The 22,576-nt window shown below is 59.3% G+C and carries 29 protein-coding genes and 2 pseudogenes; 15 read left to right on the top strand and 16 right to left on the bottom strand.

The features are described from left to right. Positions 1 to 91: 91 nt before the first annotated feature. Together EO99_RS27870 and EO99_RS25985 are read right to left on the bottom strand one after the other, a co-directional pair. On the bottom strand, positions 92 to 346 hold the full coding sequence (locus tag EO99_RS27870; protein WP_162179331.1) for a hypothetical protein: 255 nt from the start codon (positions 344 to 346) through the stop codon (positions 92 to 94). After that, positions 249 to 892 (bottom strand): annotated as a pseudogene (locus tag EO99_RS25985) (plasmid pRiA4b ORF-3 family protein). The gene EO99_RS27870 and the pseudogene EO99_RS25985 overlap by 98 nt, the downstream one beginning before the upstream one ends. Positions 893 to 1,238: 346 nt before the next feature. Between EO99_RS25985 and EO99_RS0120860 the strand changes: the two are divergent. Further along, complete coding sequence (locus EO99_RS0120860) at positions 1,239 to 1,502, top strand: hypothetical protein (protein ID WP_029620523.1); 264 nt, start codon at positions 1,239 to 1,241, stop codon at positions 1,500 to 1,502. A 171-nt stretch (positions 1,503 to 1,673) separates the two neighbouring features. Here EO99_RS0120860 and EO99_RS0120855 read toward each other — a convergent pair. After that, a pseudogene (locus tag EO99_RS0120855) lies at positions 1,674 to 3,152 on the bottom strand (hypothetical protein); the annotation flags it as partial. Between the two features lie 155 nt (positions 3,153 to 3,307). Here EO99_RS0120855 and EO99_RS0120850 point away from each other — a divergent pair. The 5 genes from EO99_RS0120850 to EO99_RS0120830 all read left to right on the top strand — a co-directional run bounded on the left by EO99_RS0120850 (position 3,308) and on the right by EO99_RS0120830 (position 6,548). Beyond that, complete coding sequence (locus EO99_RS0120850) at positions 3,308 to 4,219, top strand: HNH endonuclease (RefSeq protein WP_029620521.1); 912 nt, start codon at positions 3,308 to 3,310, stop codon at positions 4,217 to 4,219. Positions 4,220 to 4,366: 147 nt separating this feature from the next. Further along, positions 4,367 to 4,594: a helix-turn-helix domain-containing protein gene (locus tag EO99_RS0120845; RefSeq protein ID WP_029620520.1), complete on the top strand. Its 228-nt coding sequence runs from the start codon at positions 4,367 to 4,369 to the stop codon at positions 4,592 to 4,594. Next, complete coding sequence (locus tag EO99_RS0120840; RefSeq protein WP_029620519.1) at positions 4,591 to 5,853, top strand: type II toxin-antitoxin system HipA family toxin; 1,263 nt, start codon at positions 4,591 to 4,593, stop codon at positions 5,851 to 5,853. The genes EO99_RS0120845 and EO99_RS0120840 overlap by 4 nt, the downstream gene beginning before the upstream one ends. Before the next feature lie 147 nt (positions 5,854 to 6,000). After that, positions 6,001 to 6,255, top strand: coding sequence for a type II toxin-antitoxin system ParD family antitoxin (locus EO99_RS0120835; protein ID WP_029620518.1), 255 nt, complete (start codon positions 6,001 to 6,003; stop codon positions 6,253 to 6,255). Continuing rightward, the gene (locus tag EO99_RS0120830) at positions 6,255 to 6,548 is read left to right on the top strand and encodes a type II toxin-antitoxin system RelE/ParE family toxin (protein ID WP_029620517.1); all 294 of its coding nucleotides are present in this window, start codon (positions 6,255 to 6,257) and stop codon (positions 6,546 to 6,548) included. The genes EO99_RS0120835 and EO99_RS0120830 overlap by 1 nt, the downstream gene beginning before the upstream one ends. A gap of 106 nt (positions 6,549 to 6,654) precedes the next feature. Here EO99_RS0120830 and EO99_RS0120825 read toward each other — a convergent pair whose 3' ends face one another. The 5 genes from EO99_RS0120825 to EO99_RS0120805 all read right to left on the bottom strand — a co-directional run bounded on the left by EO99_RS0120825 (position 6,655) and on the right by EO99_RS0120805 (position 10,528). Next, positions 6,655 to 6,945, bottom strand: a complete 291-nt coding sequence (locus tag EO99_RS0120825) for a type II toxin-antitoxin system RelE/ParE family toxin (RefSeq protein ID WP_029620516.1) — start codon at positions 6,943 to 6,945, stop codon at positions 6,655 to 6,657. Continuing rightward, positions 6,942 to 7,187, bottom strand: a complete 246-nt coding sequence (locus EO99_RS0120820; protein WP_029620515.1) for a CopG family ribbon-helix-helix protein — start codon at positions 7,185 to 7,187, stop codon at positions 6,942 to 6,944. The genes EO99_RS0120825 and EO99_RS0120820 overlap by 4 nt, the downstream gene beginning before the upstream one ends. Positions 7,188 to 7,424: 237 nt before the next feature. Then, the gene (locus EO99_RS0120815) at positions 7,425 to 8,255 is read right to left on the bottom strand and encodes an aldo/keto reductase (protein WP_029620514.1); all 831 of its coding nucleotides are present in this window, start codon (positions 8,253 to 8,255) and stop codon (positions 7,425 to 7,427) included. Positions 8,256 to 8,329: 74 nt separating this feature from the next. After that, a complete protein-coding gene (locus EO99_RS0120810) occupies positions 8,330 to 9,211 on the bottom strand; it encodes an NmrA family NAD(P)-binding protein (RefSeq protein WP_029620513.1) in 882 nt (293 codons plus the stop codon). Between the two features lie 33 nt (positions 9,212 to 9,244). Beyond that, the gene (locus EO99_RS0120805; protein WP_029620512.1) at positions 9,245 to 10,528 is read right to left on the bottom strand and encodes a serine hydrolase domain-containing protein; all 1,284 of its coding nucleotides are present in this window, start codon (positions 10,526 to 10,528) and stop codon (positions 9,245 to 9,247) included. A 191-nt stretch (positions 10,529 to 10,719) separates the two neighbouring features. On the opposite strand from EO99_RS0120805, the gene EO99_RS0120800 reads away from it, so the two are divergent. Continuing rightward, positions 10,720 to 11,619, top strand: a complete 900-nt coding sequence (locus tag EO99_RS0120800; protein WP_029620511.1) for a LysR family transcriptional regulator — start codon at positions 10,720 to 10,722, stop codon at positions 11,617 to 11,619. 345 nt (positions 11,620 to 11,964) lie between these two features. Here the strand turns inward: EO99_RS0120800 and EO99_RS0120795 are convergent, their stop codons facing one another. Beyond that, positions 11,965 to 12,915, bottom strand: a complete 951-nt coding sequence (locus tag EO99_RS0120795; RefSeq protein ID WP_029620510.1) for an AraC family transcriptional regulator — start codon at positions 12,913 to 12,915, stop codon at positions 11,965 to 11,967. Between the two features lie 229 nt (positions 12,916 to 13,144). Between EO99_RS0120795 and EO99_RS28510 the strand changes: the two genes are divergently transcribed. Together EO99_RS28510 and EO99_RS28505 are read left to right on the top strand one after the other, a co-directional pair. Further along, positions 13,145 to 13,462, top strand: a complete 318-nt coding sequence (locus EO99_RS28510) for an SDR family NAD(P)-dependent oxidoreductase (RefSeq protein WP_210165093.1) — start codon at positions 13,145 to 13,147, stop codon at positions 13,460 to 13,462. Further along, positions 13,428 to 13,901 carry an SDR family NAD(P)-dependent oxidoreductase gene (locus EO99_RS28505; RefSeq protein ID WP_210165092.1) on the top strand — a complete coding sequence of 158 codons (474 nt, stop codon included), beginning with the start codon at positions 13,428 to 13,430 and terminating at the stop codon, positions 13,899 to 13,901. Before EO99_RS28510 ends, EO99_RS28505 begins: the two co-directional genes overlap by 35 nt. On the opposite strand, the gene EO99_RS27630 is transcribed toward EO99_RS28505, so the two are convergent. Both EO99_RS27630 and EO99_RS0120785 read right to left on the bottom strand, forming a co-directional pair. After that, on the bottom strand, positions 13,864 to 14,205 hold the full coding sequence (locus EO99_RS27630) for a hypothetical protein (RefSeq protein WP_156034928.1): 342 nt from the start codon (positions 14,203 to 14,205) through the stop codon (positions 13,864 to 13,866). The two genes, EO99_RS28505 and EO99_RS27630, sit on opposite strands and share 38 nt — an antisense overlap. Continuing rightward, positions 14,171 to 14,785, bottom strand: coding sequence for a TetR/AcrR family transcriptional regulator (locus EO99_RS0120785; RefSeq protein WP_029620509.1), 615 nt, complete (start codon positions 14,783 to 14,785; stop codon positions 14,171 to 14,173). Before EO99_RS0120785 ends, EO99_RS27630 begins: the two co-directional genes overlap by 35 nt. A 140-nt stretch (positions 14,786 to 14,925) precedes the next feature. On the opposite strand from EO99_RS0120785, the gene EO99_RS0120780 reads away from it, so the two are divergent. From EO99_RS0120780 to EO99_RS0120765, 4 genes are all read left to right on the top strand, one after another. Continuing rightward, complete coding sequence (locus EO99_RS0120780; protein WP_029620508.1) at positions 14,926 to 15,666, top strand: SDR family NAD(P)-dependent oxidoreductase; 741 nt, start codon at positions 14,926 to 14,928, stop codon at positions 15,664 to 15,666. Further along, positions 15,666 to 16,214, top strand: a complete 549-nt coding sequence (locus tag EO99_RS0120775; RefSeq protein ID WP_235776896.1) for a nuclear transport factor 2 family protein — start codon at positions 15,666 to 15,668, stop codon at positions 16,212 to 16,214. The genes EO99_RS0120780 and EO99_RS0120775 overlap by 1 nt, the downstream gene beginning before the upstream one ends. A 120-nt stretch (positions 16,215 to 16,334) precedes the next feature. Next, positions 16,335 to 17,048, top strand: a complete 714-nt coding sequence (locus tag EO99_RS0120770; RefSeq protein ID WP_268871313.1) for an SDR family NAD(P)-dependent oxidoreductase — start codon at positions 16,335 to 16,337, stop codon at positions 17,046 to 17,048. Positions 17,049 to 17,074: 26 nt separating this feature from the next. Continuing rightward, on the top strand, positions 17,075 to 17,461 hold the full coding sequence (locus EO99_RS0120765) for a VOC family protein (RefSeq protein ID WP_210165094.1): 387 nt from the start codon (positions 17,075 to 17,077) through the stop codon (positions 17,459 to 17,461). Positions 17,462 to 17,507: 46 nt separating this feature from the next. Here the strand turns inward: EO99_RS0120765 and EO99_RS0120760 are convergent, their stop codons facing one another. The 4 genes from EO99_RS0120760 to EO99_RS0120745 are packed head-to-tail and all read right to left on the bottom strand — an operon-like array spanning position 17,508 to position 20,020. Then, on the bottom strand, positions 17,508 to 18,497 hold the full coding sequence (locus EO99_RS0120760) for a saccharopine dehydrogenase NADP-binding domain-containing protein (protein WP_029620504.1): 990 nt from the start codon (positions 18,495 to 18,497) through the stop codon (positions 17,508 to 17,510). Positions 18,498 to 18,517: 20 nt separating this feature from the next. After that, entirely contained in the window at positions 18,518 to 18,859 is a 342-nt protein-coding gene (locus EO99_RS0120755; protein ID WP_081852153.1) for a YybH family protein, read from the bottom strand. A 4-nt stretch (positions 18,860 to 18,863) separates the two neighbouring features. Continuing rightward, complete coding sequence (locus EO99_RS0120750; RefSeq protein ID WP_029620502.1) at positions 18,864 to 19,265, bottom strand: VOC family protein; 402 nt, start codon at positions 19,263 to 19,265, stop codon at positions 18,864 to 18,866. An 11-nt stretch (positions 19,266 to 19,276) separates the two neighbouring features. After that, on the bottom strand, positions 19,277 to 20,020 hold the full coding sequence (locus EO99_RS0120745; RefSeq protein ID WP_029620501.1) for an SDR family NAD(P)-dependent oxidoreductase: 744 nt from the start codon (positions 20,018 to 20,020) through the stop codon (positions 19,277 to 19,279). A 130-nt stretch (positions 20,021 to 20,150) separates the two neighbouring features. Between EO99_RS0120745 and EO99_RS0120740 the strand changes: the two genes are divergently transcribed. After that, positions 20,151 to 21,023 carry an AraC family transcriptional regulator gene (locus EO99_RS0120740; protein ID WP_029620500.1) on the top strand — a complete coding sequence of 291 codons (873 nt, stop codon included), beginning with the start codon at positions 20,151 to 20,153 and terminating at the stop codon, positions 21,021 to 21,023. A gap of 97 nt (positions 21,024 to 21,120) precedes the next feature. On the opposite strand, the gene EO99_RS0120735 is transcribed toward EO99_RS0120740, so the two are convergent. Then, complete coding sequence (locus tag EO99_RS0120735) at positions 21,121 to 21,930, bottom strand: SDR family NAD(P)-dependent oxidoreductase (protein WP_029620499.1); 810 nt, start codon at positions 21,928 to 21,930, stop codon at positions 21,121 to 21,123. Positions 21,931 to 21,977: 47 nt separating this feature from the next. Here EO99_RS0120735 and EO99_RS0120730 point away from each other — a divergent pair, with 47 nt between their 5' ends. Further along, positions 21,978 to 22,361 (top strand): winged helix-turn-helix transcriptional regulator, encoded by a 384-nt coding sequence (locus EO99_RS0120730; RefSeq protein WP_029620498.1) that lies wholly within the window; start codon positions 21,978 to 21,980, stop codon positions 22,359 to 22,361. Positions 22,362 to 22,576 lie beyond the last annotated feature (215 nt).

Here is a 22,576-nt window from a genome sequence, read left to right as displayed (position 1 = left end):
TAGGGGACAAAATATCAAGCCGGTGGTTATCCGGGAATATGGCTTTTTGAGGCTTTGGCCTGAGTGTGGTCAGCCAAATGATTGAATAGGTTCAATCTTCATCATCACGATGACCACTTTTTTTGCTGTGGCTGTCCGTACGCGTTTTGGCCGCTTCGGGCGGCCAAAGGTCGGTCATTCGAAGCGAAAATTGCAGCAAATATAACTGATCTGGCCGACGGTCGGCGGTTCGTATCCGTTCAAGGCGCTCACCCTGACCCATTGCCTTTTCTTTTCTTCGGGACGGCTTCCGGCTTCGGTTGATATAGGCGCCGTTTGACGTTTGAACGCAGACAATTGCGAACATCCTTGTCTGCGATCGAAAGGTCGAACCACTCCGGATGAAAGTAGCCACCGCACCATCGAGTGGTTTCGGCATATTCCCGAGCGTTCCGCTCGGCTATAGTCTCCAGCAACCGCTCATGTCCGGACACACCACCGACATCTTCGGGCGGGCGCGCCCTTTCGCCGGCGATGAGCTCGCGTGTTTGGGTGTAGCAGTGAGCGTCAAGACCTCCTCGACCGCAACGGTATGCCGCCAACCGTCCCCGAAGTCATAGCGATAGCTGAAGACAGAACCTCGCTCTAAGTCCAGCAAGCGAACCTCTCTCTGATCGAGGACCCGAGGATCGTCATCGGTCGCATCTTCCGTCAGGATCTCGACATCCCCATACCGCAGACCACCGATGCGGAATTCATAGAGATGATAGTTCCACCAGTTGAACGCGGCCTGAATGCCCAGATGCAGATGCTCCAGGTTACAATGGACTGGCAGTACCAGACGGCGCCAGACATCCGGCGCGACCTCGTCGAGGGATACTTTGATCTGCACAGCGTTTGCGGCTTTGAACATTGTCCGAGGGACATGGAGGGAGGACGATCGTCAAGACGGTAGCTCGCGCCGCACGCCAGGATATGTCGAGCCGTGGCGCATTCGATTTCATCAGGGCGCAGCCTTCATGCCGGATTACTTGTCGGCTGTCCAATATTCTGAGGCCTACGGGACTTTATTGCGATCATGGATGTTATAATCGGTCGTCGGCGTTTCAGGGTCGTTGATTACCTCGCGACGGGCGCTTGCTCGTTGCGACATTATTTCCCATTTGTGTAATTGCTGTTGAATGCCTGCATCTGCGGTGTTTCTTGCGTTTTTGAAGGATATGCATTACATAGCTTATTGAAAACTGATGGTGATGACGATGTCTAGCGTTGCATTTAAGGTTCTGTCGACGGTGAACGCCCCCTACGGGACGAACCTTTCGGCTGAGCAACTCGCTTCTAAGATTTCCGATTTCGCGAGCGTTGAGAATTTCGATGCTTCCGCATTCTCATTCTATTCCGAAGTGAAAGCCGAGCTCCAGCACCAGTTTCTCGATGAGATGGAAATTGACCACGGGGCCGCATCCGAGATTGCTAAGAAATTCTCGCAGCTAGCCGGATATCCGCTCGCCCTAGCCGCCTGAGGGCTGTTCTGATGAGCGAATGGGAAAGGCTCTTCGACCAGTCTGTGTCGATCATCGATCAGGCAAACTCTTCTTATATACTGCTCGATAGCTGGACTTTCGGCGGCGGGACCGCCCTTATGCTCCAGCATCAGCCATCGTGAAAGCTTCGATATCGACATTTTCATCGATGTGCCAGTCGCGTGCTGCGAATTCTATTTCCTCCGGCGCGATCAGCCCTTCGATTGGCTGAACCTTCTTCAGTAGCTCCGGATGCTGGCGGATCCAGCCCACCTCTGCCCGCGTGAGAGCTTGCGCCACCATGAGCATGTCTTCTTCCCATTTGGTGTAGAAGCCGCGGCGCTGCTCCCGCCATTGGAGGTACCAGTCCCAGACGCCCGGGAAGATCAACAGGCCAAAGGTTAGTTGGCTGAGCGGCACACCGCGCCCTTTGACGACGCTGGAGGGGGAGGCAGCGAGTGCACCGAACATGAGGCCGAGATGCTCGACCTTCTGGGATGCGGTTTCCTCTCCCCAAACTCCATTTCGTTGGAAGCCGATTGCGGTCAGCGTCGATGTCTTAAAGCGGATCAGATCGGCCATCTCGATAGCCAACCGCGGCGGCGCTTCGACGACGCCGGACAGGAGATCAGGATCTTCAAAGGCCTCGGGATTGTGGCTCGTGCTGTCCGGGTTCATTTGTGGTCGTGGAGACAGGGTGCCTCCGCCATAGGTGATCCCCGGAAATCGTATTGCATAACGCTGTTTGACGGCCGCCGCCTGGTAGCGGCGATAATCAGTCGAGCTCGAGATAATGACCCGGCGCACCCACTCGACGATTCCCTCCCGCTTGGAAAACGGCAAGCTGCTGAAATCGTCCGGAAGATGCCATGCAAGTCGTCGCCGCTCCGCAGAGCTGATGTCGCCCATATCATGGCCGTAGAGGGAGCGGGATTGGTGGGGCAACTTTGCTCTGAAATAACCCTGTCCCAGTCGGTAGCGCCGCTCGATACGGGACAGGATCTCGAAGCTCTTCAGAGATCGCGGCACGCGCTCGCCCTGAACCCACGACAGCAGAGTCTTGTCATCGAATGTCTCGCCCAGGCGAACGACGGCGCGGTAAAGCTGCCAGTAGCTCTCGCCGAACCGGCGCATGTGATAAATGAGCGCATCGTTAAAGCTGGCCGGATCGTCGGTCGCCTCAAACAATGGCTCAGGGAATGGACTGATTGGTTTCGGTTGTGGTCCCCTCGCCACTGACGAAGAGGTAGCCGGGGTCTTGTCGGAGAGGATCTGTTGCGGCCTGGAACGCGTCACAGTTTCCGACTTGCGGGGAACAGTTTTCTTCGATTTCGCACGTGGTTTCGCCGACAGGATGTCCTCAGCGACAGGTGCCGCTCCGAGCCAGCGGATAATCGCGTCCAAACCCGGACGCAGCTGCTTTTTCAACTCCGCTGTCAAATCGCCCTCAATCCCGCATGCCTCGCCAATGACCGTCCAATCCATACGGCCACTAACGATCGGTGGTGGCCGGCGGTGGATGACAAGACCTATGAGATAGGGCCGGATGCTTTCCAGAGCTCGCTGTGAGGCGATTGGCGCGATGCGTACCTCGCAGAAATCCGAGATTTTTCGTTGAAAGTGATGAGTTGAAAGATCGTGTTTTGTCATGCTTCTATTCCGTTCTCTCGGCACCAGTGCCGAGCGCGGGCGGGTAGGAGCGGACATTTAACAAATGGTATTGCCGCAGCGGCGAGCATTTGGGGCCAGGCTTAGGTCCCCAGATTTCAAATGAAGCATCAAGAGCCTGGTGCTAAAGGTTGCAGATGGGATTCGGGGTTTTCATCCACCGGTCAGATTCGATTTACGACGATAGCCCGGCTGAACAATACCAGTTCCCGGGCCAGTATCTCGGTCGTGTCCAGGCGTGTGTGGGTGCCTGGATCATCTACTACGAGCCTCGGAAAGTCGCAGCGACCCGCGGCTATTTTGCTGTCGCCAAGGTTGAACGGGTAATTGCTGATCCGAAGGCGCCCGGCATGTATCTGGCGCTGATTGAACACGGTAGCTATCTCGACTTTATCAATCCCGTTCCGTTTAGCGGACCAGACGGTGTCATAGAACGAGGTGTGCTGAATGAAGAGGGGCGCATTTCAGGCAGAGCCCAGGCGGCGGTGCGTCCAATTTCCGCGGTAGACTTTAACCGCATCGTGTCGATCGGCATCGACGAGCATGAGCCTGAACTGCCTCGGCTGGATGAGCCGAGGGCGACGCCCGCGATCGACGGATTTGCGGATGAAGCTCAAGCGCCGTTCATGTTCGAGCAAGAGCGCGACCGGGTCACGCAACTCTCATCGCGGATTGTTCGAAATCGGCTGTTTCGTCGGCTCGTTCTTCACGCCTATGACAAACGATGCGCCATCACGGGGTTGAAGCTCATCAATGGCGGCGGCCGAGCGGAGGTTGATGCCGCTCATATTCGCCCGGTGGAAGCGAATGGACCTGACATTCTTTCCAACGGGATTGCGCTTTCGGGAACCGCGCACTGGATGTTTGACCGCGGTCTAATTGGTCTTTCGGACGATCTTGATATCCTGATATCGCGTCAGGCGAATGATCCTGACAGCATTCAAGGACTCCTCAACAAGACCGGGAAGGCGATCGTGCCAGGCCGGGTTTTCGAGCGGCCACATCCCCAGTTCCTGAGATGGCACCGTGAGAACTGCTTCAAGCGGTGAGCACCAGGGTAAGTCTTGCGCTGTAGTTTCATCCTGAGCGGGTCTATTTCGGTCCGTTGGCGCCAATAATCCTAAAATCATCCCGATCGGTTCTTTTGACTTCCCTTCATGCCGTCTGGTGATATAATCATCCCGATAGGGGTGATTATGGAAAAGATCAAAGATACGAAAAGCCTCGGCATGCTGATCCGTCAGGAGCGCAAACAGCAAGGGTTAACCCAGGAGCAACTCGCAGGGGTGATTGGTGTGGGCGTACGTTTTCTGCGTGAACTCGAGGCCGGCAAAGAGAGCTGCCAGATTGGCCGTGCGATGCAAGTCCTGGCTGGTTTGGGCCTCGTTGTTTCGGTCGGGCGTCGCCAGGGCCCGCGATCATGACCCGGGTATTGGACGTCTATTTTCGCGACACGAAGGCGGGCCTACTCAGCCGACTTGACGACGGCTTGCTGACTTTTGCCTATGATGGCGCGTATCTCCTGGACCAACGATCGCGTGCGATCTCGTTCTCGATGCCCCTGCAAGAAGAGCCCTTTGGCGATCAGGTAGTGCGCCCTTTTTTCTCCGGTCTCTTGCCGGACGAGGGGGCGCGGCAACGCCTCGCTGGTGCGCTCGGCCTCTCGGCAGGCAATGCCTTCGGGCTACTGGAAGTTATCGGGGGCGAGTGCGCAGGTGCTTTGTCACTCTACCCTACAGGCACGGCGCCCGAACCTTCTGGCCGATCCCACGCCGAAATTCTCACTTCGGAACGTCTGGATGAAATTCTCAGCAGGCTGCGGACCCGGCCTTTGCTTGGTGGAGACGAGGGCATTCGCCTATCGCTCGCCGGCGCGCAGGATAAACTGGCGGTTATTGTCGATGGAGATTCCATTGCCTTGGCGAGAGATGGTCGACCAACGACCCATATCTTGAAACCGGTCATCCAGGCGTTGGAAGGCACAGTGGAGAACGAGTATTTTTGTATGCGGTTGGGTGCCCGCCTCAAGCTGCCGGTACCCCATGTCGAGATACGCCTAGACGGGGCGACTGCCTTTCTCCTGGTTGAACGTTATGATCGGACGCAGGCTGCAGACGGCATCATAGAGCGCCTACACCAGGAAGACTTTTGCCAGGCCCTTAGCGTACCGCCGGAGCTGAAGTATGAGGCCGAGGGCGGACCGGGAACAGAACGGGCTCTCGGGCTGATCGACCAGGCCTCCGCTAGACCTGTCGCGGATCGGTTACGGTTCATCCGCATGCTGATCTTCCACTATCTCGTCGGCAACGCCGATGCCCACGGCAAGAACTACGCCCTGCTTTATGGCTCCGATGGACCGGATCTGGCACCGATCTACGATGTCGTTTGCACGGCTGTTTATCCCCGCTTGTCAAAGAGGCTCGCCATGAAGATTGGCGGCCGCGATGTGCCCGACACCATCCAGCTGAAGCATTGGAAGGCATTGGTGCCCGACACTAAATCTTCCCAGCGCATCCTTGTTCGCGATCTTGCCCAGATGGCGGAAATGATTGTGAGCGAGGCCGATACCCTTGTTGCAGAACTGGCCGACGAGGGGATCAGGCACCCCATCCTGAGTGCAATTCGCAAGGTCATCTCTAGTCGGGCTGGTTTGCTACAGAGAGCCGCGGAGCAGATGTCTTGAGCAGTTGAATGGTTTCGGATATCCAGCGCTTGATCCTTCGACCAACGGGCTGGCGGTTCGTATCCCTTCAAAAGCGTATCGCGCAATCACTAGCTATTTGACAAACTTTGCCATCAGCGGCTATTCTTGGGGTCTAAGGAGACTGTGATGGCGACGATGAATGTATCCCTGCCGGACCCCATGAAAGACTGGGTTGAAGCACAAGCCAAGACGGGTCGATATTCAAACGTAAGCGATTACGTCAGGGACCTAATCCGCAGAGACCAGGCTCGTACGGACAAGATTGCCCAGATGCAGCGCTTTGTCGACGACGGGATCACAAGTGGGTTGGGGCGTCGTTCAAGGGACGAGCTGTTCGCTGCAGCAACCGAGCTAGCTGAGATTAGCCGCGGACGTGCTTGATGCCATTCAGCCTTTCGGTCCGGGCGGAAGAGGATATCGTTTCCATCGCAGAAGAAGGTATCCGCGCCTTTGGATCACCGGTGGCCAAACGATATCATGACGAGCTCTTCGCCGTACTCGAACTCATCGCCGAAAACCCACGAATGGCGCGCGAGCGCCATGAAATTTCTCCGCCTGTCAGGATCCATCCCTTCAAAGCTCACCTCGTCGTCTATCGCATCAACGAAGACGGAACGGTTTTCGTGATCCGTATCCGGCACGTCCACGAAGATTGGGCAGGAGATTCTCCCTAATCAGTTTTTTCTCCGACTCTATTACGTCTTGGTCGTCGGTTCGAATCCCTTCAAGGCGATCGCAGCTTCGCCGCTGCCGGTGTTGTGCCCAGGTGACGCACTGCCTTTACAGCCTCTTCGGCCATTTCTGAGAGGCATGCATTACGGTAATGATCTCGATGTCCTGGCGAACCCGATAAGGGATGATGTAAGGAATGTCGGACAAGACCACTTCGCGCGTGCTGGCGATGCGACCGATGCGTCCAGCGGCTGGCATCTCTGCCAGCATATCGACGGAAGCTACGAGTCGGGCAACGACCCGTGCAGCGGCATCTGGGTCGTCTTGTTCTATGTACGCGCCGATTTCGTCAAGTCGCCGCAACGCCCGCACGGTCCAGCGGATGCGCCTCTGCTTCATGACCGAGAAGTCGCCTTGACGTATTTGCCGACGACGCGCGCCACGTCGTCGTCACTGGCGAATTCGCCGCGGTCAGCCTCGGCAATTCCGGCTTCAATTTCCGCGAGCTGCCATTCTTCGCGCGACACAAAATCTTCAATGGCCTGAGCTGCCATGTAAGAGCGCGAACGGTCGAGCTTTTGAGCAATCTGGTTCAGACGGTCGGCCACCTCGTCCGGGACGCGGATCGTGAATGCGGTCATGAAAAGGTCCTCTCTTGTTCACCTTGAATATCCTTGAACCACTTTGGTTCGTCAAGGTTCAATTGATTATTTCCCAAGTCCCTCGTGTTGCCTTGGTTGAGGCTGGCCAATCGATGATCATCCCGCTGATGACTGCCGCCCCACGCTCAGCAGTGTAACCACTGGGCCGTCAGTGCGGACGTTACTTGCTAAATAGAGGGGTATCCTCGAACTATCCCGAGATTAAGCACCTGCTTTTCAGAGCGTTGCAGCCTCCCAGTCTGGAGCAAAGGGCGGGTCAACGTAGCGTAGGTCCTTCGGCAGAGCCGCGATAGCCGCGCGGTCCTCCTCGTCGAGGTGAATGTTGAGCGCATCGAGATTGGCTCTCTGGCTGGAGGGGCGAGCGGCTTTGGGGATAGCGATGACGTTTTCCTGATCCAGAAGCCAGGCTATGGCGATCTGGGCTGCGGTGGCGCTGTGCTTCTCACCGATCCTGGCGAGAACGGGATCCTTTGCCGCCCGGCCTTGCGCAAGCGGCGCATAGGCGGTCATTGGAATACCCTTGCGGCGAAGGTAGTTCAGCATCGGCGTCTGCGACAGGAACGGATGATATTCCACTTGATGAACGGCGATGGGGGCGCCGATATCCTCGACCGCGTGCCGGATCATGGGCAGGTTGAAGTTGCAGACGCCGATGGCGCGCGCCAGACCTTCCTCCTTCAGTTCGGTGATCGCGTCCAGCGTCGCGCTCATGTTCATGTTTCCCGATGGCCAATGGACGAGGAAGAGATCGATATGGTCGAGGCGAAGCTTGCCGAGGCTCGTGTCGAAGGACCGCCGCAGGGCATCGGGGGAGAGCTTGTCGTGCCAGACCTTGGTGGTGACGAAGAGGTCAGCGCGGTTTATGCCGGAGGCCGCGAGCCCCGCACCGACGGCGGCTTCATTGTCGTACATGGCGGCGGTATCGATGTGGCGAAAGCCGAGGGCAAGCCCGCTTTCGACCACCGGTCGGGCGGCATCGCCAGGCATCCGGAAAGTCCCCAGTCCTAAGCGGGGGATCGCGACACCGTGAGTCTCAATCGTTTCCATGATCATTCCTTTCGAGTTGCGAGGGACGCGGCGGCAGAGGCAGAAGCCGTCCGCCGCCCGTTCTCCCGGCGGGCTCAGGCGGCCTCGTTCGCCGCCGCCTGCCGGACCAGCGCTTCGATCACCTGCTCAAGTGACGTCGTGCCCCTGACGCGGTTTCCGCCGTCGGCTTTGAAGTCGATCCAGCCTTCGTTGAAACCGTCGAGCATACGCATGCGCGGCTGCGGGTGACGCGTACCCTGGGCACGGAACAGGCCCTCCCAGCTTTCCCGCGGGACGATCTCCACCCGCACCGGATGCCCGAGAACCGACGCGAAAGCCTCTGCGAGATCATTGGGTGAGACCCGAGCCGGGCCTTCCAGTTCCACCACCCGCTTGCCGATCCATTGCTCGCGGATCAGATCTGCGGCAAGCCGGCCGATATCCTGCGTTGCCACCATGGCGAATGTCTTGTCGGCAGGCTGGAGGAAGCTGTGCAGCACGCCTTTGTCGCGGGCCGAGGCCACGTCCCAGGCGGCATTTTCCATGAACCAGCCGGGCCGCAGGAAGGTGACGGGAAGATCGAGTTCGCCGAGGGCTTCTTCCAGCATGGTCCGCTGGCTCAACAGATTGTCGACTTCCGCGTCGGCGCCGATGGTGGAGAGGCAGACGACCCTTTCGGGGCGGGCGGCAAGGAGAGCGGTCGTCAGCACCTCATTCTGCTTTGCCGCTTCCGGATAGCCGGGCGCCGGATCGAATTCCGACGGCGGCAGAATGAAGACGCCCTTGGCGCCCTGGAACGCGGCGGCAAGCTGCGTCGCGTCGCCCATGTCGGCAAAGGCGATTTCGCAACCGCGCTTGCGCCAGATTTCCGCCTTGGCGGGATCGCGCAGCACCGCACGGACCGGCTCTCCGGCTTCGATCAGGGCTTTCGCCAGCGCGCCACCGACTTTGCCGGTAATTCCTGTAATCGCATACATGATATGTCTCCTGGTGTTGAGGTCGGGAATGGATCAGGCGAGGCCGTCGTAGAGGCGGCGTTCGAATGTGCCGTAGAGCTTCACGACCTTTTCGTCGTAGAATGGGAGAAGCTGGGTGAAGATGGCGCCGGTCACTTTTTGCACCGGGTCGAGCCAGAAATAGCAGTTCAGCAGGCCAGCCCATGAAATGCTGCCCGCCGACCGACCGTTCGGACCGGGCAGCGTATTGATGTCGAAGGAATATCCCCACTTGTGGTGCTCACCGGGAAACTGGTCGAAGCTCTGCGAATAGGCGGGTTGGGCCGTCGTCATGGCGCGCACGTCGAGGTCGCCGATCTGGTTTCGCATCATCGACGCGACCGTTTCCGGCTTCAGCACGCGCACGCCCTTGTGGGAGCCGTCGTTCAACATCATCCGCAGGAAGGTCATGTAGTCGCGTGGCGTGCTGAAGGCGCCGCCGCCGCCCATGAAGAATTCCGGCCGTTGTGGCATTTCGAAGGGTGCGGGTGTCAGTCCGCCGTCCGCGTTCCTGTTGTGGAAGGTGGCGACCCTGGACTTTTGCTTGCTGCCGATCAGGAAGCCTGAATCGGTCATGCCGAGCGGGGCGAAGATGTTTTCGCGGAAATAGACCTCCAGCGACTGGTCGCTGACCGCCTCCACCAGCTTTCCGATCCAGTCCATGCTGATGCCGTATTGCCAGCGATCGCCGGGATCGAATTCGAGCGGTGCCAGGAAAGCACCGTTTTTGCAGGTCGCTATGTCCGGCATTCCTGTGACCTGCTCGTAGCGGGTCAGCGCATCGCTCCAGATCGAATAGGTATAGCCGGAGGTGTGGGTGAGCAGGTGACGCACCTTGATGGCACGCTTGGCCGGGCGCAGGCGTGGCTGGCCGTCGCCGTCGAAACCCTCCAGCACCATCGGATTGGCGAGCTCCGGCAGATATTTCGCCGCATCGTCCTCGGGATCGATCCTACCTTGGTCGATGAGTTGCATGCAGGCCGTGGCGGTGAAGGCCTTCGTCATGGACAACAGCCAGAACACCGTATCGGCGCGCATTATCGCTCCGGTCACTGTATTGGCCTTTCCGAATGTCCCTTCGTAGATCATGCCGTCCGGTCCCGCGGCTGTGGCAACGACTCCTGCCACGGTCCCGTCGCGAACGGCCTGCTCCATCGCCATGTCGATCTTTTTGAAATTTCCGGACCGCGCTTGCGGTTTGGCTGCCACCGCATGAACCGGCGTATTCGCAGCGGCTGTGCCGGCTGCCAGCAAGAGGCCGCCGCGCGCCAACAGGCTTCTGCGTGAGATCGCATTCATGGATGAAGTCCTTCTCTGCAAGGCCGGAGATTTCCACGGTTCCGGCATGCCGCTGGCGCCGCCCGGGCGCTGAGGAACTATTTACGGGACGAAGAAAGATGATTCACGCGCATTAAAATCAAAGATAAGATGACTTAAAATCATCATGACGAGACGGTCGGCGAAGGCCGACCTTGCGGCGGAGAGGGTGCATGAGTTTCGACACGCGGCTGCTGACCGGGGTCGGCGTTTTCGGGGCGGTTATCGAGGCGGGCAATTTCGTGCGGGCTGCGGATGTTCTCGGCCTCACGCCATCGGGGGTCAGTCGTGCTGTAGCGCGGCTCGAACAACGCGTCGGCGTCAGATTGTTCGACCGCAATCCGCGTGAGGTTACGCTGACGGAAGAGGGCGCCCGCTTCCATGCCAGGATCATGCCGTTGCTGGCCGGGCTGGAGGAAGCGGCCTCCGAAGCCGCCGGTTCCGCGGCATTCGTCGGCGGGCGGCTCAGGGTTTCGATCGATCCCTGGTTCGCGCGCATGGTGCTGGCACCGAGGATCGGTGAATTTCTGACGCGCTATCCCGCCCTGACGCTCGATCTGACCACCAGCAACTATCGCGAAGAGATGATGAGCGGCGCGGATGTCGCCGTGCGTTTCGGTCCGCCGGACGAATCGTCGCTGATCGCGCGCAAACTGCTGGACGTACCGGTGCTGACCTGTGCCGCCCCAGCCTATCTCGACCGTCACGGCGTTCCAGCCACGCCCCACGACCTGATGCACCATGATTGCATTCTCTTTCGCGACCCGCAGACCGGGCGGCCGTTCACTTGGGAATTCCAGGGTGATAACGGTGCCATCGAGATCAAGGTGGCAGGGCGGTTGGTCATGGACGATCCCTCCGCTGCCGTCGCGGCCTGTCTCGCGGGGCAAGGCATATTCCAGAGCTTTGCCATCGGTCTCGACGAGTGGCTTGAGAGCGGGGCGCTCACGACGATTCTGAGGGAATGGTCCGGCGAGCGGTTTCCGCTTTACGCCTATCATCCATCGCGCCACATGCCGCCGGCCAAGGTGCGGGCTTTTCTGGATTTCGTTCAACGAATCGCGGTGACGTAGCGCGGGGTGCATTATCGCCGCGCCGCATGATTGGTGTTGCATACCGGTCGCATGAGCCGACGGGAGCAGGTCATTCCTCGATGACGGGTCAAATCCGAGCTCCGGTTGGCATCGTGCCGCAATGCTGTTCCCAATGAACAGTGCTTACGGTTCGATTCCGTTCACAAGAAGCTCGTCCTGCTGCATTTGATAATGCCATCACCGTTCAACCTCAACGGCGGCTTGAGGCACAGCTTTGCCACCCATCTTCTGGAGGATGGCACCTATATCCGCGTCATCCGGGTTCTGGACTGGACAACTAACGAGGCCTTCGGGTCCGCCCGGCGGCCTTCGTCTTGCGTCGGACTAGATCTGCATGGGGCTGAAAGAGCCGTCGCCAATCAATGATCTGACGTGGCCGATCGGCGGAGCGCCGAACAGACGGCGATATTCGCGATTGAACTGCGTGACGCTCTCGTAACCGACTTCGATTGCAGCGCTCGTCGCGTCCAGGTCCTCGCACATCATCAGTCGCCGAGCCTCGTGGAGGCGAAGGTTTTTCTGGAACTGCAATGGGCTCATCGCCGTCATCAGCTTGAAGTGATGGTGGAGCGTGGAAACGCCCATGCGACAGTGCTCTGCCAGCTCGGCGACCTTGAATGGCGATCTGAAGTGCTCACGCAACCAGGCGACGGCGCGTGCGATCCGGTTCCCGTCGGTACCCATCCTGACGATCTGCCGGAGCCGCTCCCCGGCCGGACTGGTCAGCACCCTGAACAGAAGTTCTCGCCGTATCAGGCCGGACATGATCGGGATCTCGGCCGGACGGTCCAGCAGCGTGAGAAGGCGCTCGACCCCGTCGAACATCTCCGGCGTAGCGGGACCGACAGCCATTGCGGCACCTCCGGAAGTTTCCATTCCGGTAACATCGAGATCGGTCATAATCTCCCTGGCAACGGCGAGATCGAGCTTTAGCACCATCGACAGGTAGGGGCGCTCCGGTGTCGCTTCGACCACCCGTGTTATTGTCGGTAGGTTCATGGAAGTCAAAAGGAAATGCGACTCGTCGTACCAGAGCGAGGAGTCTCCGAGTACGACATGCTTGGCCCCTTGCGCGACCATCGCCAGCGACGGCTCGTAAAGATAGGGAGTAGGCGGGATCGGCCGATCCCGTCGAACGAGTGTCAGTCCAGCAATGTCGGTGTGAAGTTCCTCAAGACTTCCGATTTTCTTTTCAATGGTCTGCGCGAGACGCGCCCGCGCTGAGGCCGTCGCTTCCCGCAACTCTCTGTTTCCAGCACTTTCCCTGAGATCCATGGCCGCACGCTCCTAGGGTGAGACATAAGTGCCAAAACGAAGTCGTTCAAGAAGTGGTTCCGTTTCCGCACACCCCAAAACTCCGTCACCAAGAGGATTGGGCAATAATCGGGAAGGATCAGGGTCACCCTAGATGATTCGTCATCTTACTCTGTCCCGGTTTCAAGCCGAGCCGATCCTTGGAGGATCCTGGCCGTTTACGGAACCGAGACTGTCATAGGAGCAAAATATGTCTGAAACACTGAACAACACCGTCGCCCTCGTGACGGGAGCATCGAGCGGGATCGGCCAGGCAACCGCCCTGCGCCTGGCCACGTCGGGCGCAAGAGTGGCCCTCGCTGGCCGCAACGTCGAGCGGCTGAAAAGTGTGGCGGAAAAAATAGCGGCTGCCGGTGGAGAGGCTTTCCCGATTGAAGTCGATCTTAGAACATCGGCCGAGGCCGAAAGGGTCGTCTCTCAGACCGTCGACCGGTTCGGTCGTCTCGACACGCATTATCAATGCTGCTGGCGTCATGCTCAACGGCCCGTCCATCAAGAGTCCCCTTAAGGACTGGGACATCATGATCGACATCAACCTGCGCGGTCTCATGTACGTTACGAAGGCTTCGCTTCCGCATCTATCGGAGGCTGTGAAGGAAAGCCCCTGCAGGGTCGTGGATGCCGTGAACATCTCCTCCGTCGCGGGACGCTTTGCTGCGGCGCAGGTCGCCATCTACAATGCGACCAAGTTTGCGGTCACGGCCGCGACCGAAGCCTGGCGGCAGGAGTTCACCCGACAGTCGATCCGCTTCTCTGTCATCGAGCCAGGAGCGACTGCGACCGGCCTATGGGATGCCAAGGGACAGTGGGAAGGCTTCAAGGCAATGTTCGGCGATGTCGAACGCCTGCACGCCGAGGACATCGCGGAGGCCGTGTCCTTCATCATTACGAGCCCCCGGCGGGTTGCGATCAACGAGATCGTCGTTCGGCCGACCGATCAGCCCTGATCATCAGGAGCCTGAACAAGGCAACAGCCGTGGATATCGTTCCGGCGAGCGAACCCGGCTGGCCTTTACCCGAGAGGAGAAAAGTCAATGAATGACCTTCAAGAACAAAGTTGCCAACGCCGCTGGAACCAATTCCGGCACCAGCAGAGCTGTTGTCGGCCCTATCTTTTGCGATCGAAGATCGTCGGTCGGAAGAGATCCCCGCGTCACAGGCCGCTGAAACAAAAGTGACGAAGCTGCCGGCGGCCACATCATCCTCGTCTGATCCGTTAGGCTGGCGACGGGTGAGCAAATTCTCTTTCAAGGGCGCGTCCAGCGGTGCGGGCGCAATCGATCAGCTTCTTCTGGGTGTAGCCCAGGCGGGCGTAGGCCGACAGCCCGCGCAAGTTCAGCAGCAGATAGTCGCTGATCCGATCAACTTCTGACTTCGGCGCGTGCGCGGCGATGTAGTTTCGGATCCGTTCTCTGGGCTCTCTCGCCAGTTCGCCAGCCAGCGTGCACGCCTGCTCGTCGTCGCCCTGCAGGGCCTCGGTAATCATGCAGCCACGCTTGTCGCGATCCTTTGTGTAATGGCGGGCGGCAGCGATCATAAGGTCCGTCAGCGCCTCTGCTGGCAGCCTGCCGGGACGCAGGATTTTCTCAATCTGCAAAAAGTCCGTCGATCGGTACGACCGCATCGCGCGCTCGAATAGCGCGAGCTTGCTGCCATAGGCCGCATAAAGGCTCGGCGGGTTGATTTCCAGCGCCTGCGTCAGATCGGCAATGCTCACCGCATCGTAGCCGCGCGCATGGAACAAGGACTTGGCAATTTCGACACCCTTCTCGCGGTCGAATGGCGGTCGTCTCTGTCGGGTGGCGGGAGGCGAAACGGTGTTGTTTTCCATGTCCCAGATATAGCGGCTCCTACAACAATTCTCAAGTCGGTAAGAAGCGCGTTTGTAGCGATCGATATATAATGCTTGCCGAGAGACAATCTGATGATTTATAGCGTTCGCTACATGAAATCACCAACTAAGGAGCCACCATGTCGTTCGCGCAGAAGATAGTTGTCGTTACAGGCGGTACGTCGGGGATCGGGCTAGCGATCGCGCAGGAACTCGTATTGCAGAGTGCGAAGGTCATCATCACCGGCCGGAATGCGCAAAAACTCAACGCCGCCGTCGAAACGCTGGGCAACGACGCCGAGGGCGTTCAGGCGGAGACATCAGACCTCGCCGACCTCGACCGGCTCTACGCGCATGTGAAGGCAAAACATGGTCGCCTCGATCTGCTGGTCGCCAATGCCGGCGCCGGTGAAATCGTCCCGCTCGCTTCGATCACCGAGGAGCATTTCGATCGGGCGTTCGACGGCAACGTGAAGGGCGTGACCTTTTCCGTCCAGAAGGCGCTGCCACTGATGGGCGCGGGCAGTGCGATCGTCATTATCGGCTCGACATCGTCGATTCAGCCGGGTCCGGGCCTCAGTGTCTATGGCGGCACCAAGGCCGCGCTGCGCGCCATGGTCCGAGGCTGGGTCATGGACATCAAGGGGTCGGGTATCCGCATAAACATCCTCAGCCCGGGACCGACCGACACGGCGTCTCTCCGTTCGTTTCTCGGCGACAAGGCAGAGGAAGCGATCGCCTATCTCGGCGATCGCAGCACGATCGGCCGCATCGGCCAGCCTGAAGAGATCGCCGGCGCCGTGGCATTCCTTGGAAGCGACGCCGCCAGCTACATCAATGGCGCCGAGTTGTTCGCCGATGGTGGCGCTTCGCAGGTCTGATGGCCCGCAAACCCAACAAATCCCAGGCTGACGAACTTCGTGGCAACCGTCATGAAAAAGGAACCTCAATGCCCGTCAATGAATACACCCCCGACGCTCTCGACCGTCTCGTAATCGAGAGTGAGATTAACCGGCTGCTCGCAACCTATGTCCATAACCTGGACGACGGAAAGATCGCTGAGAATGCCGAACTGCTGGACGATGCCCGGTTCCAGGTGGGCGATGATGTCGTCAATGGCCACGACGAGGTCGCCCGGTTCTTCAGAGACAACGTGCAGCATCACCAGGATGGCACACCGCGGACCTGGCATGCACTGTCGAACATCCTCATCGACATCGAGAGTGCAACGACGGCAACGTCAGTGAGCTACTTCACCGTCCATCAGGAAATGCCCGGCCTGCCGCTGCAGCCGATAGTGACCGGGCGCTACGTGGACACGTTCGAGCGACGCGATGGAAAGTGGCGTTACGCGTCACGCCGGGTGCAGCCCCGCCTCTTCGGTGATGTCAGCTTCCATGTCGCCGCGCCGCAATCCGGACAGCTTTGATTGGGACCGACGGCCCAACAGTCAAATTCTTCAGCAACCAAGGCAGGCAGCCGTGGTGAGTGCAACGAGCTATAAAGGAACAATACAGTGAGCCCATCAGACCAAAGCAAAGTGGCCGTCGTGACCGGCGGCAGCAGCGGGATCGGCTTTGCCATCGCGCAAAAGATGGCGGCGCAGGGCATGCGGGTTGTCATCACAGGGCGTCGCCGGGATGCGCTGGATCGTGCCGTCACGGAACTTGGCGGCGACGCTATCGGCATCGTTGCCGATGTTTCCAGCACAGCAGGATTGGATGCGCTGTTTTCCGAGATCCGGTCGGAGTTCGGGCGGATCGATACCCTCGTCGCCAATGCCGGCGGCGGTGTCCACGCCCCATTGGGGAAGATTACCGAGGCGGCCTATGACCAGCAGTTCGACACGAACGTCAAAGGCATCGTCTTCACCGTGCAAGGCGCCTTGCCGCTCATGCAGCCGGGTTCGTCCATTGTTATCGTCGGCTCTACCGCCTCCATCGACCCGGGCCCGACGATGAGCATCTATGGGGCCACCAAGGCGGCGGTGCGCAATCTCGTCCGTAGCTGGGTCAGCGATCTCAAGGGCACCGGGATTCGTATCAACATTGTCAGCCCAGGCCCGACGAACACTCAAGCGCTGCGGGATGCTTTTGGAGAGCATGCGGCAGAGGGTATGGCTTTCCTCAAGAACAAGAGCCCGATCGGTCGTATCGGTGAGCCGGAGGAAATCGCAGAGGTCGCCGCCTTCCTGGCGAGCGATGCCGCCAGCTACGTCAACGGCGTCGAACTGTTCGCCGATGGCGGCGCGTCACAAGCTTGAGAGGAGGAACGACCATGTCCACCGATATCATCAATCACGTCGAGTTCCCGGTCGCAGAGGCGGAGGGGGCTCGTCGATTTTACGAGGCAGCTCTGGCGCCTCTGGGGCTGACGCTCGTCATCAGCCTCGATCCGGCCCGCACGACTCATGGCGGCCAGCGATACGGCTTTGGCAAGAACGGTTATCCGAGCGTTTGGATTCACCAGCAGAGCGGGGCGGAACTCCCGATCCATGTCGCTTTCACTGCTGATGACAGGCTAGCAGTCGATGCGTTTCATGCCGCAGCACTTGCCAGTGGTGGAACGGACAATGGCGCCCCCGGAATCCGGGAGCGCTATCATGCAAACTATTACGCGGCGTATGTCCTTGATCCCGACGGCAACAATATCGAAGCGGTCTGCCAAAGGGCTTGAAGCAACGCAAATCAGGCCATGGATCAAGCCCTCTGATCTCCATCTGCTAGAGATCGATAATCCGCGTATCGGCGATCGTTTCGGCAAAGCCATTGCCAAACAGCCCGGAAGGTGTCTGGAAGCCGGGCCGAACCTCACCGGCGAGCACACGCCGGGCCGCCTCCACGGCGGCCGTGGCCGTGAAAGTGTAACCGTTCACCGTATCGAGCAGCGAGCGAACCACCGTTCCGTCGGCGTCGGTAACTTCGACGGCCGCGTGATAGCGGCTCGCCTCACGCTCTTCGAAGCTGGGACCGGGAGGCATCTGCTTGACCTCTCCCGTGGGGAACGCGCCGGCAGAAACATGAACAAAGGTTTCGACGTCGGACACGCCGGTTGCATGGTAGATGGTAAAGAGGTCAGGCAGCGTTACGGGAAAAGACGATCGGGGTCCGCTTCCGAAATCGAAATCACGCAGTTCGTCCGGGCCGCGCGTGACGAGTTCGCCGTCAACGAGCTGAAGCGTCTCCGGTGCGATATTCTGGCTCGCGCTGATAGCCGATCCTCTCGACATTGTGCCTGCCACATCAAGCGCGATGCTGATCTTGCGGGGATTCCTGACGCGCGCAACGGCGTGACCGGCAAGACTGCCCAGCATGGCGACGCTTCCACCACTTCCCGGCAGCAGCATAACGCCGGCCGCGCGGGCCCGGGCATCAAGCGCCAAGGCTTCGCGGTATGTGTCGAGCTCAGCCGAGAAATCGAGATAGTGGACCCCGGCCCGGATCGCGGCGGATATCAGCGGCTCGGCCGTGTTGGCGAAGGGACCAGCGGCGTTCAGCAGCACCGAAATGCCGTCGAGGCCGGTCGCGACGGCATCTGCGTCGTCGAGTGAAAAGAGCCGGATACTTGCGCCAAGAGAGCGCGCCATTGCCTCAAGCGTCGTGCGGTCTTTCTCACGACCTGCAAGAACGAGGTTCAGTCCAGCGGAAGCGGCATGCTCCGCTGCCATACCACCGGTATAACCGGCGGCTCCATAAATCATCAGCGTGTTCATAGGAGATCTTCTTTTCTGAATTACTCGAGGTCGGCGTCGATGCGCGTGATTAGTCCATCGTCATTGATCGAGATATCGAGGCGGCCAATCTCGTGGCCGAAGTCTCCGGTGAAATCGACCCGTACGCGACCTTGTGTTTCGTTGATGGTCTCGATTGAGAGACAGCGGGTGACCGTGTGATAGCCGATGAAATACCGCTCGACGTAATCGCGGATGCCCGCGTGACCCTCGAAACAATGACCCGTCGATGGATCGTCGATCACCGCGTCCGGCGTGAACATTGCTGAAGCAGCGTCCACATCGAAGGCATTGGTAGCGGCAATCAGCGCATCCGCGACGGTGCGCAAGGTGGTCGCGCTCATGGCATCAGCTCCCATGCTGCCAGCTCTTGAAAACAAATTCGAGGCTGTAGCCGTCCGGGTCCCTGACCTGCGCCGCATAATAGCGCGGATCGTAGTGAAGCTGCGGCCCCGGGGCGTGAATCTCGGTGGCGCCGGCCGCCAAGGCCTCGGCATGGGCGGCGTTCACCATGGCTTCGGAACCGGCAACAAAGCCGACATGCACGGCGCCGGGCGCAGCCGCACCTTGCCTCAGCCAGAAGAACATCCGCCCGTTCGCACCGAAGCCTTTGAGATCGGGATGACCTTGCGGACCGTCCTCGCCGTCGTAATCGAGGCGAGCGGTGATCCCAAGGAGCGGCAGAACCCTCTCGTAAAAGGCCACCGAGCGTGCCGTGTCGCTTACCGTCAGGAACATATGGTCGAGCATGTTCGGTCTCCTCAGATGATGTAGCCGCCGGCGACTTCGATGTTCTGGGCGTTGATCCAGCGGTTGTCGTTCGACAAGAGGCTGGCAACCATGCAGCCGACATCGTCGGGTTCGCCGACGCGCCCAAGCGCCGTCTGCCCGGCGAGCGTCGCTTCGAATACTTGCGTGAGACCTCCGCCGAGTTCGGTTCGGATCGCCCCCGGAGCAATCGAGTTGGCGCGAATGCGGCGCTCGCCGAACTCCTTGGCCATGTACCGGGTCAGCACTTCGAGCCCACCCTTGAAGGAAGCATAGGGTGCCACGCCCGCAGTGGCGACACGGCTGGTCGCGCTCGTCACATTCACGACGTGCCCGCCATCGGCCATGAGGGGAAGCAGAACCTGCGTGAGGAAGAACGGCCCTTTGAGATGCACGCGGAACAGGCCGTCGAACTCGTCTTCGGTCACGGTCGTGATGGGATTGTAGAGCCCGTATCCCGCATTGTTGACGAGGAAGTCGAAGGTCTGCGCTTCCCAGGTCTTCTCCAGTGCTTCGCCCACTGCGTCGCGAAACGCCGGGAAACTCGCACTATCGCTGACATCAAGCTCGAGAGCGATGGCCTTGCCGCCGTCAGCCTCGATCGTGCCGACAACCGTCTCGGCAGATTGTCTGTTGCTGTTGTAGGTGATGATGACGTCCATGCCGCGTCTGGCGCATTGGGTAGCTATGCTGGCGCCGAGGCCGCGGCTTCCGCCGGTGATGATGACGATGCTCATTGGTGCTCCTTCGATTGGATGACCAAGTGATAGTCGCGTGCCCCACCTCCCGCTCTCACGATCCTCTTCGAATCTTGCCTATTTCTGCTTTTCCGTTGAATCCGCGCCGTCCGTGTGAAACAACAACTTCATGGACACACAGCTTCAGGAACTCAGGCAATTGGCGTCGCGGGCGAAGAACCGTCGCACGGAGACAGGCATTCCGCGCGTCGCCATGGTTCAGGGCGAAATCCCGGAGCATCAGCTTGCCGCTGTCTACGAGCCCATGGTCAACCTGATCCTCACCGGATCGAAGACCATGACGGTCGGCGATCGCGCGTTTCGCTATGATCCTGCAACCTATTTCGTCATGTCGGTCGATCTGCCCGCGGTAGGCTCCGTGCATCCGTCTGAAGATGGCGACCCCTATCTCGCCATCAGCCTGACGCTCGAGCCCGCGGTCGTCGCGAACCTGTTGGCTGACCTGCCCAAACCTGCCGGCGGCGAGATCTACAGTCCCGGCTTCTCGGTCGCGCCCGTGACGACCGAACTGCTCGATGCCTGGCTTCGGATGCTGCGCTTGATGGAGCGTCCGGGGGAGATCACAGCGCTCGCGCCAGCCTATGAGCGCGAAATTCTCTTCCGGGTGCTGCAGGGACCGCTTAGCTGGATGTTGCGCGATATCGCCACCCCGGACACAGCTTTATCCCGCATAGGCATTACCATTCAGTGGATCAGGGAAAACTTCGCCAAGCCGCTACGCGTCGAGGCCCTGGCGGCGATGGCGGCGCTCAGTGTTTCGGCTTTCCATCGCCACTTCAAGGCCGTGACCGCACTCAGTCCCCTGCAGTATCAGAAGCATGTAAGATTGCTACACGCGCGATCCCGCCTCATCGCGGGCGATGGCAACGCGACGTCCATCGCCTTTGGCGTTGGATATGAGAGCCCGACGCAGTTCAGCCGCGAATATGCGCGGCAGTTCGGCCTACCGCCATCGAAAGACGCGGCGAGGCTGAGGGCTTGAGCGCGGCGTGCCTACGGTTACGGGTCTTTGGGTCAAGTCCCAATCTGAGCCGAAGGCCACTTCGTCTGCTTGCCAGGCAGAACTGACTTTCCGAAGATCAAAGTCCGGGCCACATGCCACCGTCGAGGCGCAGGTTTGCTCCAGTGATATAGCTGGCCCGCGGACTTGCGAGGAAAGCGATGGCATCGGCGATTTCCTCAAGCGTTCCAACCCTTCCCATCGGAACCTGGGCAAACATTGGTAGCACAGTTTGCTCGATTTCGGCCCATGACGCATCGGACGCAAGTCCTTGCCCGGCGGCTGCCTTACGGAAGCCTTCTTCCAATTTATCGCTATGGATGGTTCCGGGCGATACCGTGTTTGCTGTAACGCCATCCATGGCAACCTCCTTTGCCAGTGACGCCGTCATCGCGATCATCGCAGCCTTTGCGGCACCATAATCCGGCCTCTTCGCAGGAGCGATCATTGCCGCCATGCTGGAGATATTGACCACTCTTCCCCATTTGGCAGCCCGCATGCTTGGCAGCAGCCGAGCTGTAACCCTTACTGCCGCCAGTACGTTCCGGTCGTAACCGGATGCCCATGTTTCCGGGCGAGTGGTGGTCCAGTCTTCTACCTCGCCAGACCCACCCGCGTTGTTAACCAGGATTTCCACGGGTTTTACTAAGGCCTGTGCATCATCGGTGAGCGCTTGTACGTCATCGTCATTCGTCAGGTCGCCGAAGACCGCGTAGGCACGCCCACCATGGGTGACGATGCCGTGGGCGACCTCCTCGGTCATGGTCTTGTTGCGGCCGTGGACGATGACGATAGCACCCTCACGCGCCAAGCCTTTGGCTATTCCTTCGCCGATACCCCTGCTGCTCCCTGTGACAAGCGCAACTTTTCCATCAAGTTTCAAATCCACCTGGCAATTCCCATGTTACTGCGATGCACCGATAAGGGGATAAGACGATGAAAGAGGCAATTACGCACTTTAAAGTGCCTGTCGAACGAGAACCGAGGGAGGCCTGTCTCGGCCCCGATGGATCGGTCGCACATATCGCCAGGGTGCTTCGAATGATCATCGGTCGATGGAAGCTACCAATCCTCTTCCGGCTCTTTGCCGAGCCGTCGATGCGGGCATCGCATTTCATGCGAGACATTCCTGACATCTCCCAGAAAATGCTGACGCAACATCTTCGCGAGTTGGAGAATGATGGCCTTGTTGAGAGGCAAGATTTCGGCGAACGGCCGCCCCACGTTGAATACAGTCTCTCGAGGGCTGGCCGCGGTCTTATGCCGGTCTTGATGGCCGTCCGAGAGTTTTCTCGGGAACACCCCCGAACGTCTGCCTGAAACGCATGCGCGCTCATGGCTGCAATGGGTGCGAACGCGTCATGCCGGTTCTTTTCTCGGCGCTGCCTTTGGCCTTTGATGGCGCCCGAAAGCGACAGCCCTCCACAGTCTACGAGTGCTAGGCGCTACTCAGCAATCGTGCTGGTCAGCTTGGTCACGTTCATCCTCATCGCCTTATTCCTCTCCTCTTTAGACAAATCCCGTCATCATGCTTC

Source organism: Pseudorhizobium marinum (genome assembly GCF_000705355.1).
Lineage (GTDB): Bacteria > Pseudomonadota > Alphaproteobacteria > Rhizobiales > Rhizobiaceae > Neorhizobium > Neorhizobium pelagicum.
This window is presented reverse-complemented; position numbering and strand designations above follow the sequence as displayed.

Bases quoted from the DNA above. Each gene is read 5' to 3' on its own strand.
- EO99_RS27870 (WP_162179331.1), bottom strand. From the start codon at position 346: ATGTTCGCAATTGTCTGCGTTCAAACGTCAAACGGCGCCTATATCAAC.
- EO99_RS0120860 (WP_029620523.1), top strand. From the start codon at position 1,239: ATGTCTAGCGTTGCATTTAAGGTTCTGTCGACGGTGAACGCCCCCTAC.
- EO99_RS0120850 (WP_029620521.1), top strand. From the start codon at position 3,308: ATGGGATTCGGGGTTTTCATCCACCGGTCAGATTCGATTTACGACGAT.
- EO99_RS0120845 (WP_029620520.1), top strand. From the start codon at position 4,367: ATGGAAAAGATCAAAGATACGAAAAGCCTCGGCATGCTGATCCGTCAG.
- EO99_RS0120840 (WP_029620519.1), top strand. From the start codon at position 4,591: ATGACCCGGGTATTGGACGTCTATTTTCGCGACACGAAGGCGGGCCTA.
- EO99_RS0120835 (WP_029620518.1), top strand. From the start codon at position 6,001: ATGGCGACGATGAATGTATCCCTGCCGGACCCCATGAAAGACTGGGTT.
- EO99_RS0120830 (WP_029620517.1), top strand. From the start codon at position 6,255: ATGCCATTCAGCCTTTCGGTCCGGGCGGAAGAGGATATCGTTTCCATC.
- EO99_RS0120825 (WP_029620516.1), bottom strand. From the start codon at position 6,945: ATGAAGCAGAGGCGCATCCGCTGGACCGTGCGGGCGTTGCGGCGACTT.
- EO99_RS0120820 (WP_029620515.1), bottom strand. From the start codon at position 7,187: ATGACCGCATTCACGATCCGCGTCCCGGACGAGGTGGCCGACCGTCTG.
- EO99_RS0120815 (WP_029620514.1), bottom strand. From the start codon at position 8,255: ATGGAAACGATTGAGACTCACGGTGTCGCGATCCCCCGCTTAGGACTG.
- EO99_RS0120810 (WP_029620513.1), bottom strand. From the start codon at position 9,211: ATGTATGCGATTACAGGAATTACCGGCAAAGTCGGTGGCGCGCTGGCG.
- EO99_RS0120805 (WP_029620512.1), bottom strand. From the start codon at position 10,528: ATGAATGCGATCTCACGCAGAAGCCTGTTGGCGCGCGGCGGCCTCTTG.
- EO99_RS0120800 (WP_029620511.1), top strand. From the start codon at position 10,720: ATGAGTTTCGACACGCGGCTGCTGACCGGGGTCGGCGTTTTCGGGGCG.
- EO99_RS0120795 (WP_029620510.1), bottom strand. From the start codon at position 12,915: ATGGATCTCAGGGAAAGTGCTGGAAACAGAGAGTTGCGGGAAGCGACG.
- EO99_RS28510 (WP_210165093.1), top strand. From the start codon at position 13,145: ATGTCTGAAACACTGAACAACACCGTCGCCCTCGTGACGGGAGCATCG.
- EO99_RS28505 (WP_210165092.1), top strand. From the start codon at position 13,428: ATGCTCAACGGCCCGTCCATCAAGAGTCCCCTTAAGGACTGGGACATC.
- EO99_RS0120785 (WP_029620509.1), bottom strand. From the start codon at position 14,785: ATGGAAAACAACACCGTTTCGCCTCCCGCCACCCGACAGAGACGACCG.
- EO99_RS0120780 (WP_029620508.1), top strand. From the start codon at position 14,926: ATGTCGTTCGCGCAGAAGATAGTTGTCGTTACAGGCGGTACGTCGGGG.
- EO99_RS0120775 (WP_235776896.1), top strand. From the start codon at position 15,666: ATGGCCCGCAAACCCAACAAATCCCAGGCTGACGAACTTCGTGGCAAC.
- EO99_RS0120760 (WP_029620504.1), bottom strand. From the start codon at position 18,497: ATGAACACGCTGATGATTTATGGAGCCGCCGGTTATACCGGTGGTATG.
- EO99_RS0120755 (WP_081852153.1), bottom strand. From the start codon at position 18,859: ATGAGCGCGACCACCTTGCGCACCGTCGCGGATGCGCTGATTGCCGCT.
- EO99_RS0120750 (WP_029620502.1), bottom strand. From the start codon at position 19,265: ATGCTCGACCATATGTTCCTGACGGTAAGCGACACGGCACGCTCGGTG.
- EO99_RS0120745 (WP_029620501.1), bottom strand. From the start codon at position 20,020: ATGAGCATCGTCATCATCACCGGCGGAAGCCGCGGCCTCGGCGCCAGC.
- EO99_RS0120740 (WP_029620500.1), top strand. From the start codon at position 20,151: ATGGACACACAGCTTCAGGAACTCAGGCAATTGGCGTCGCGGGCGAAG.
- EO99_RS0120730 (WP_029620498.1), top strand. From the start codon at position 21,978: ATGAAAGAGGCAATTACGCACTTTAAAGTGCCTGTCGAACGAGAACCG.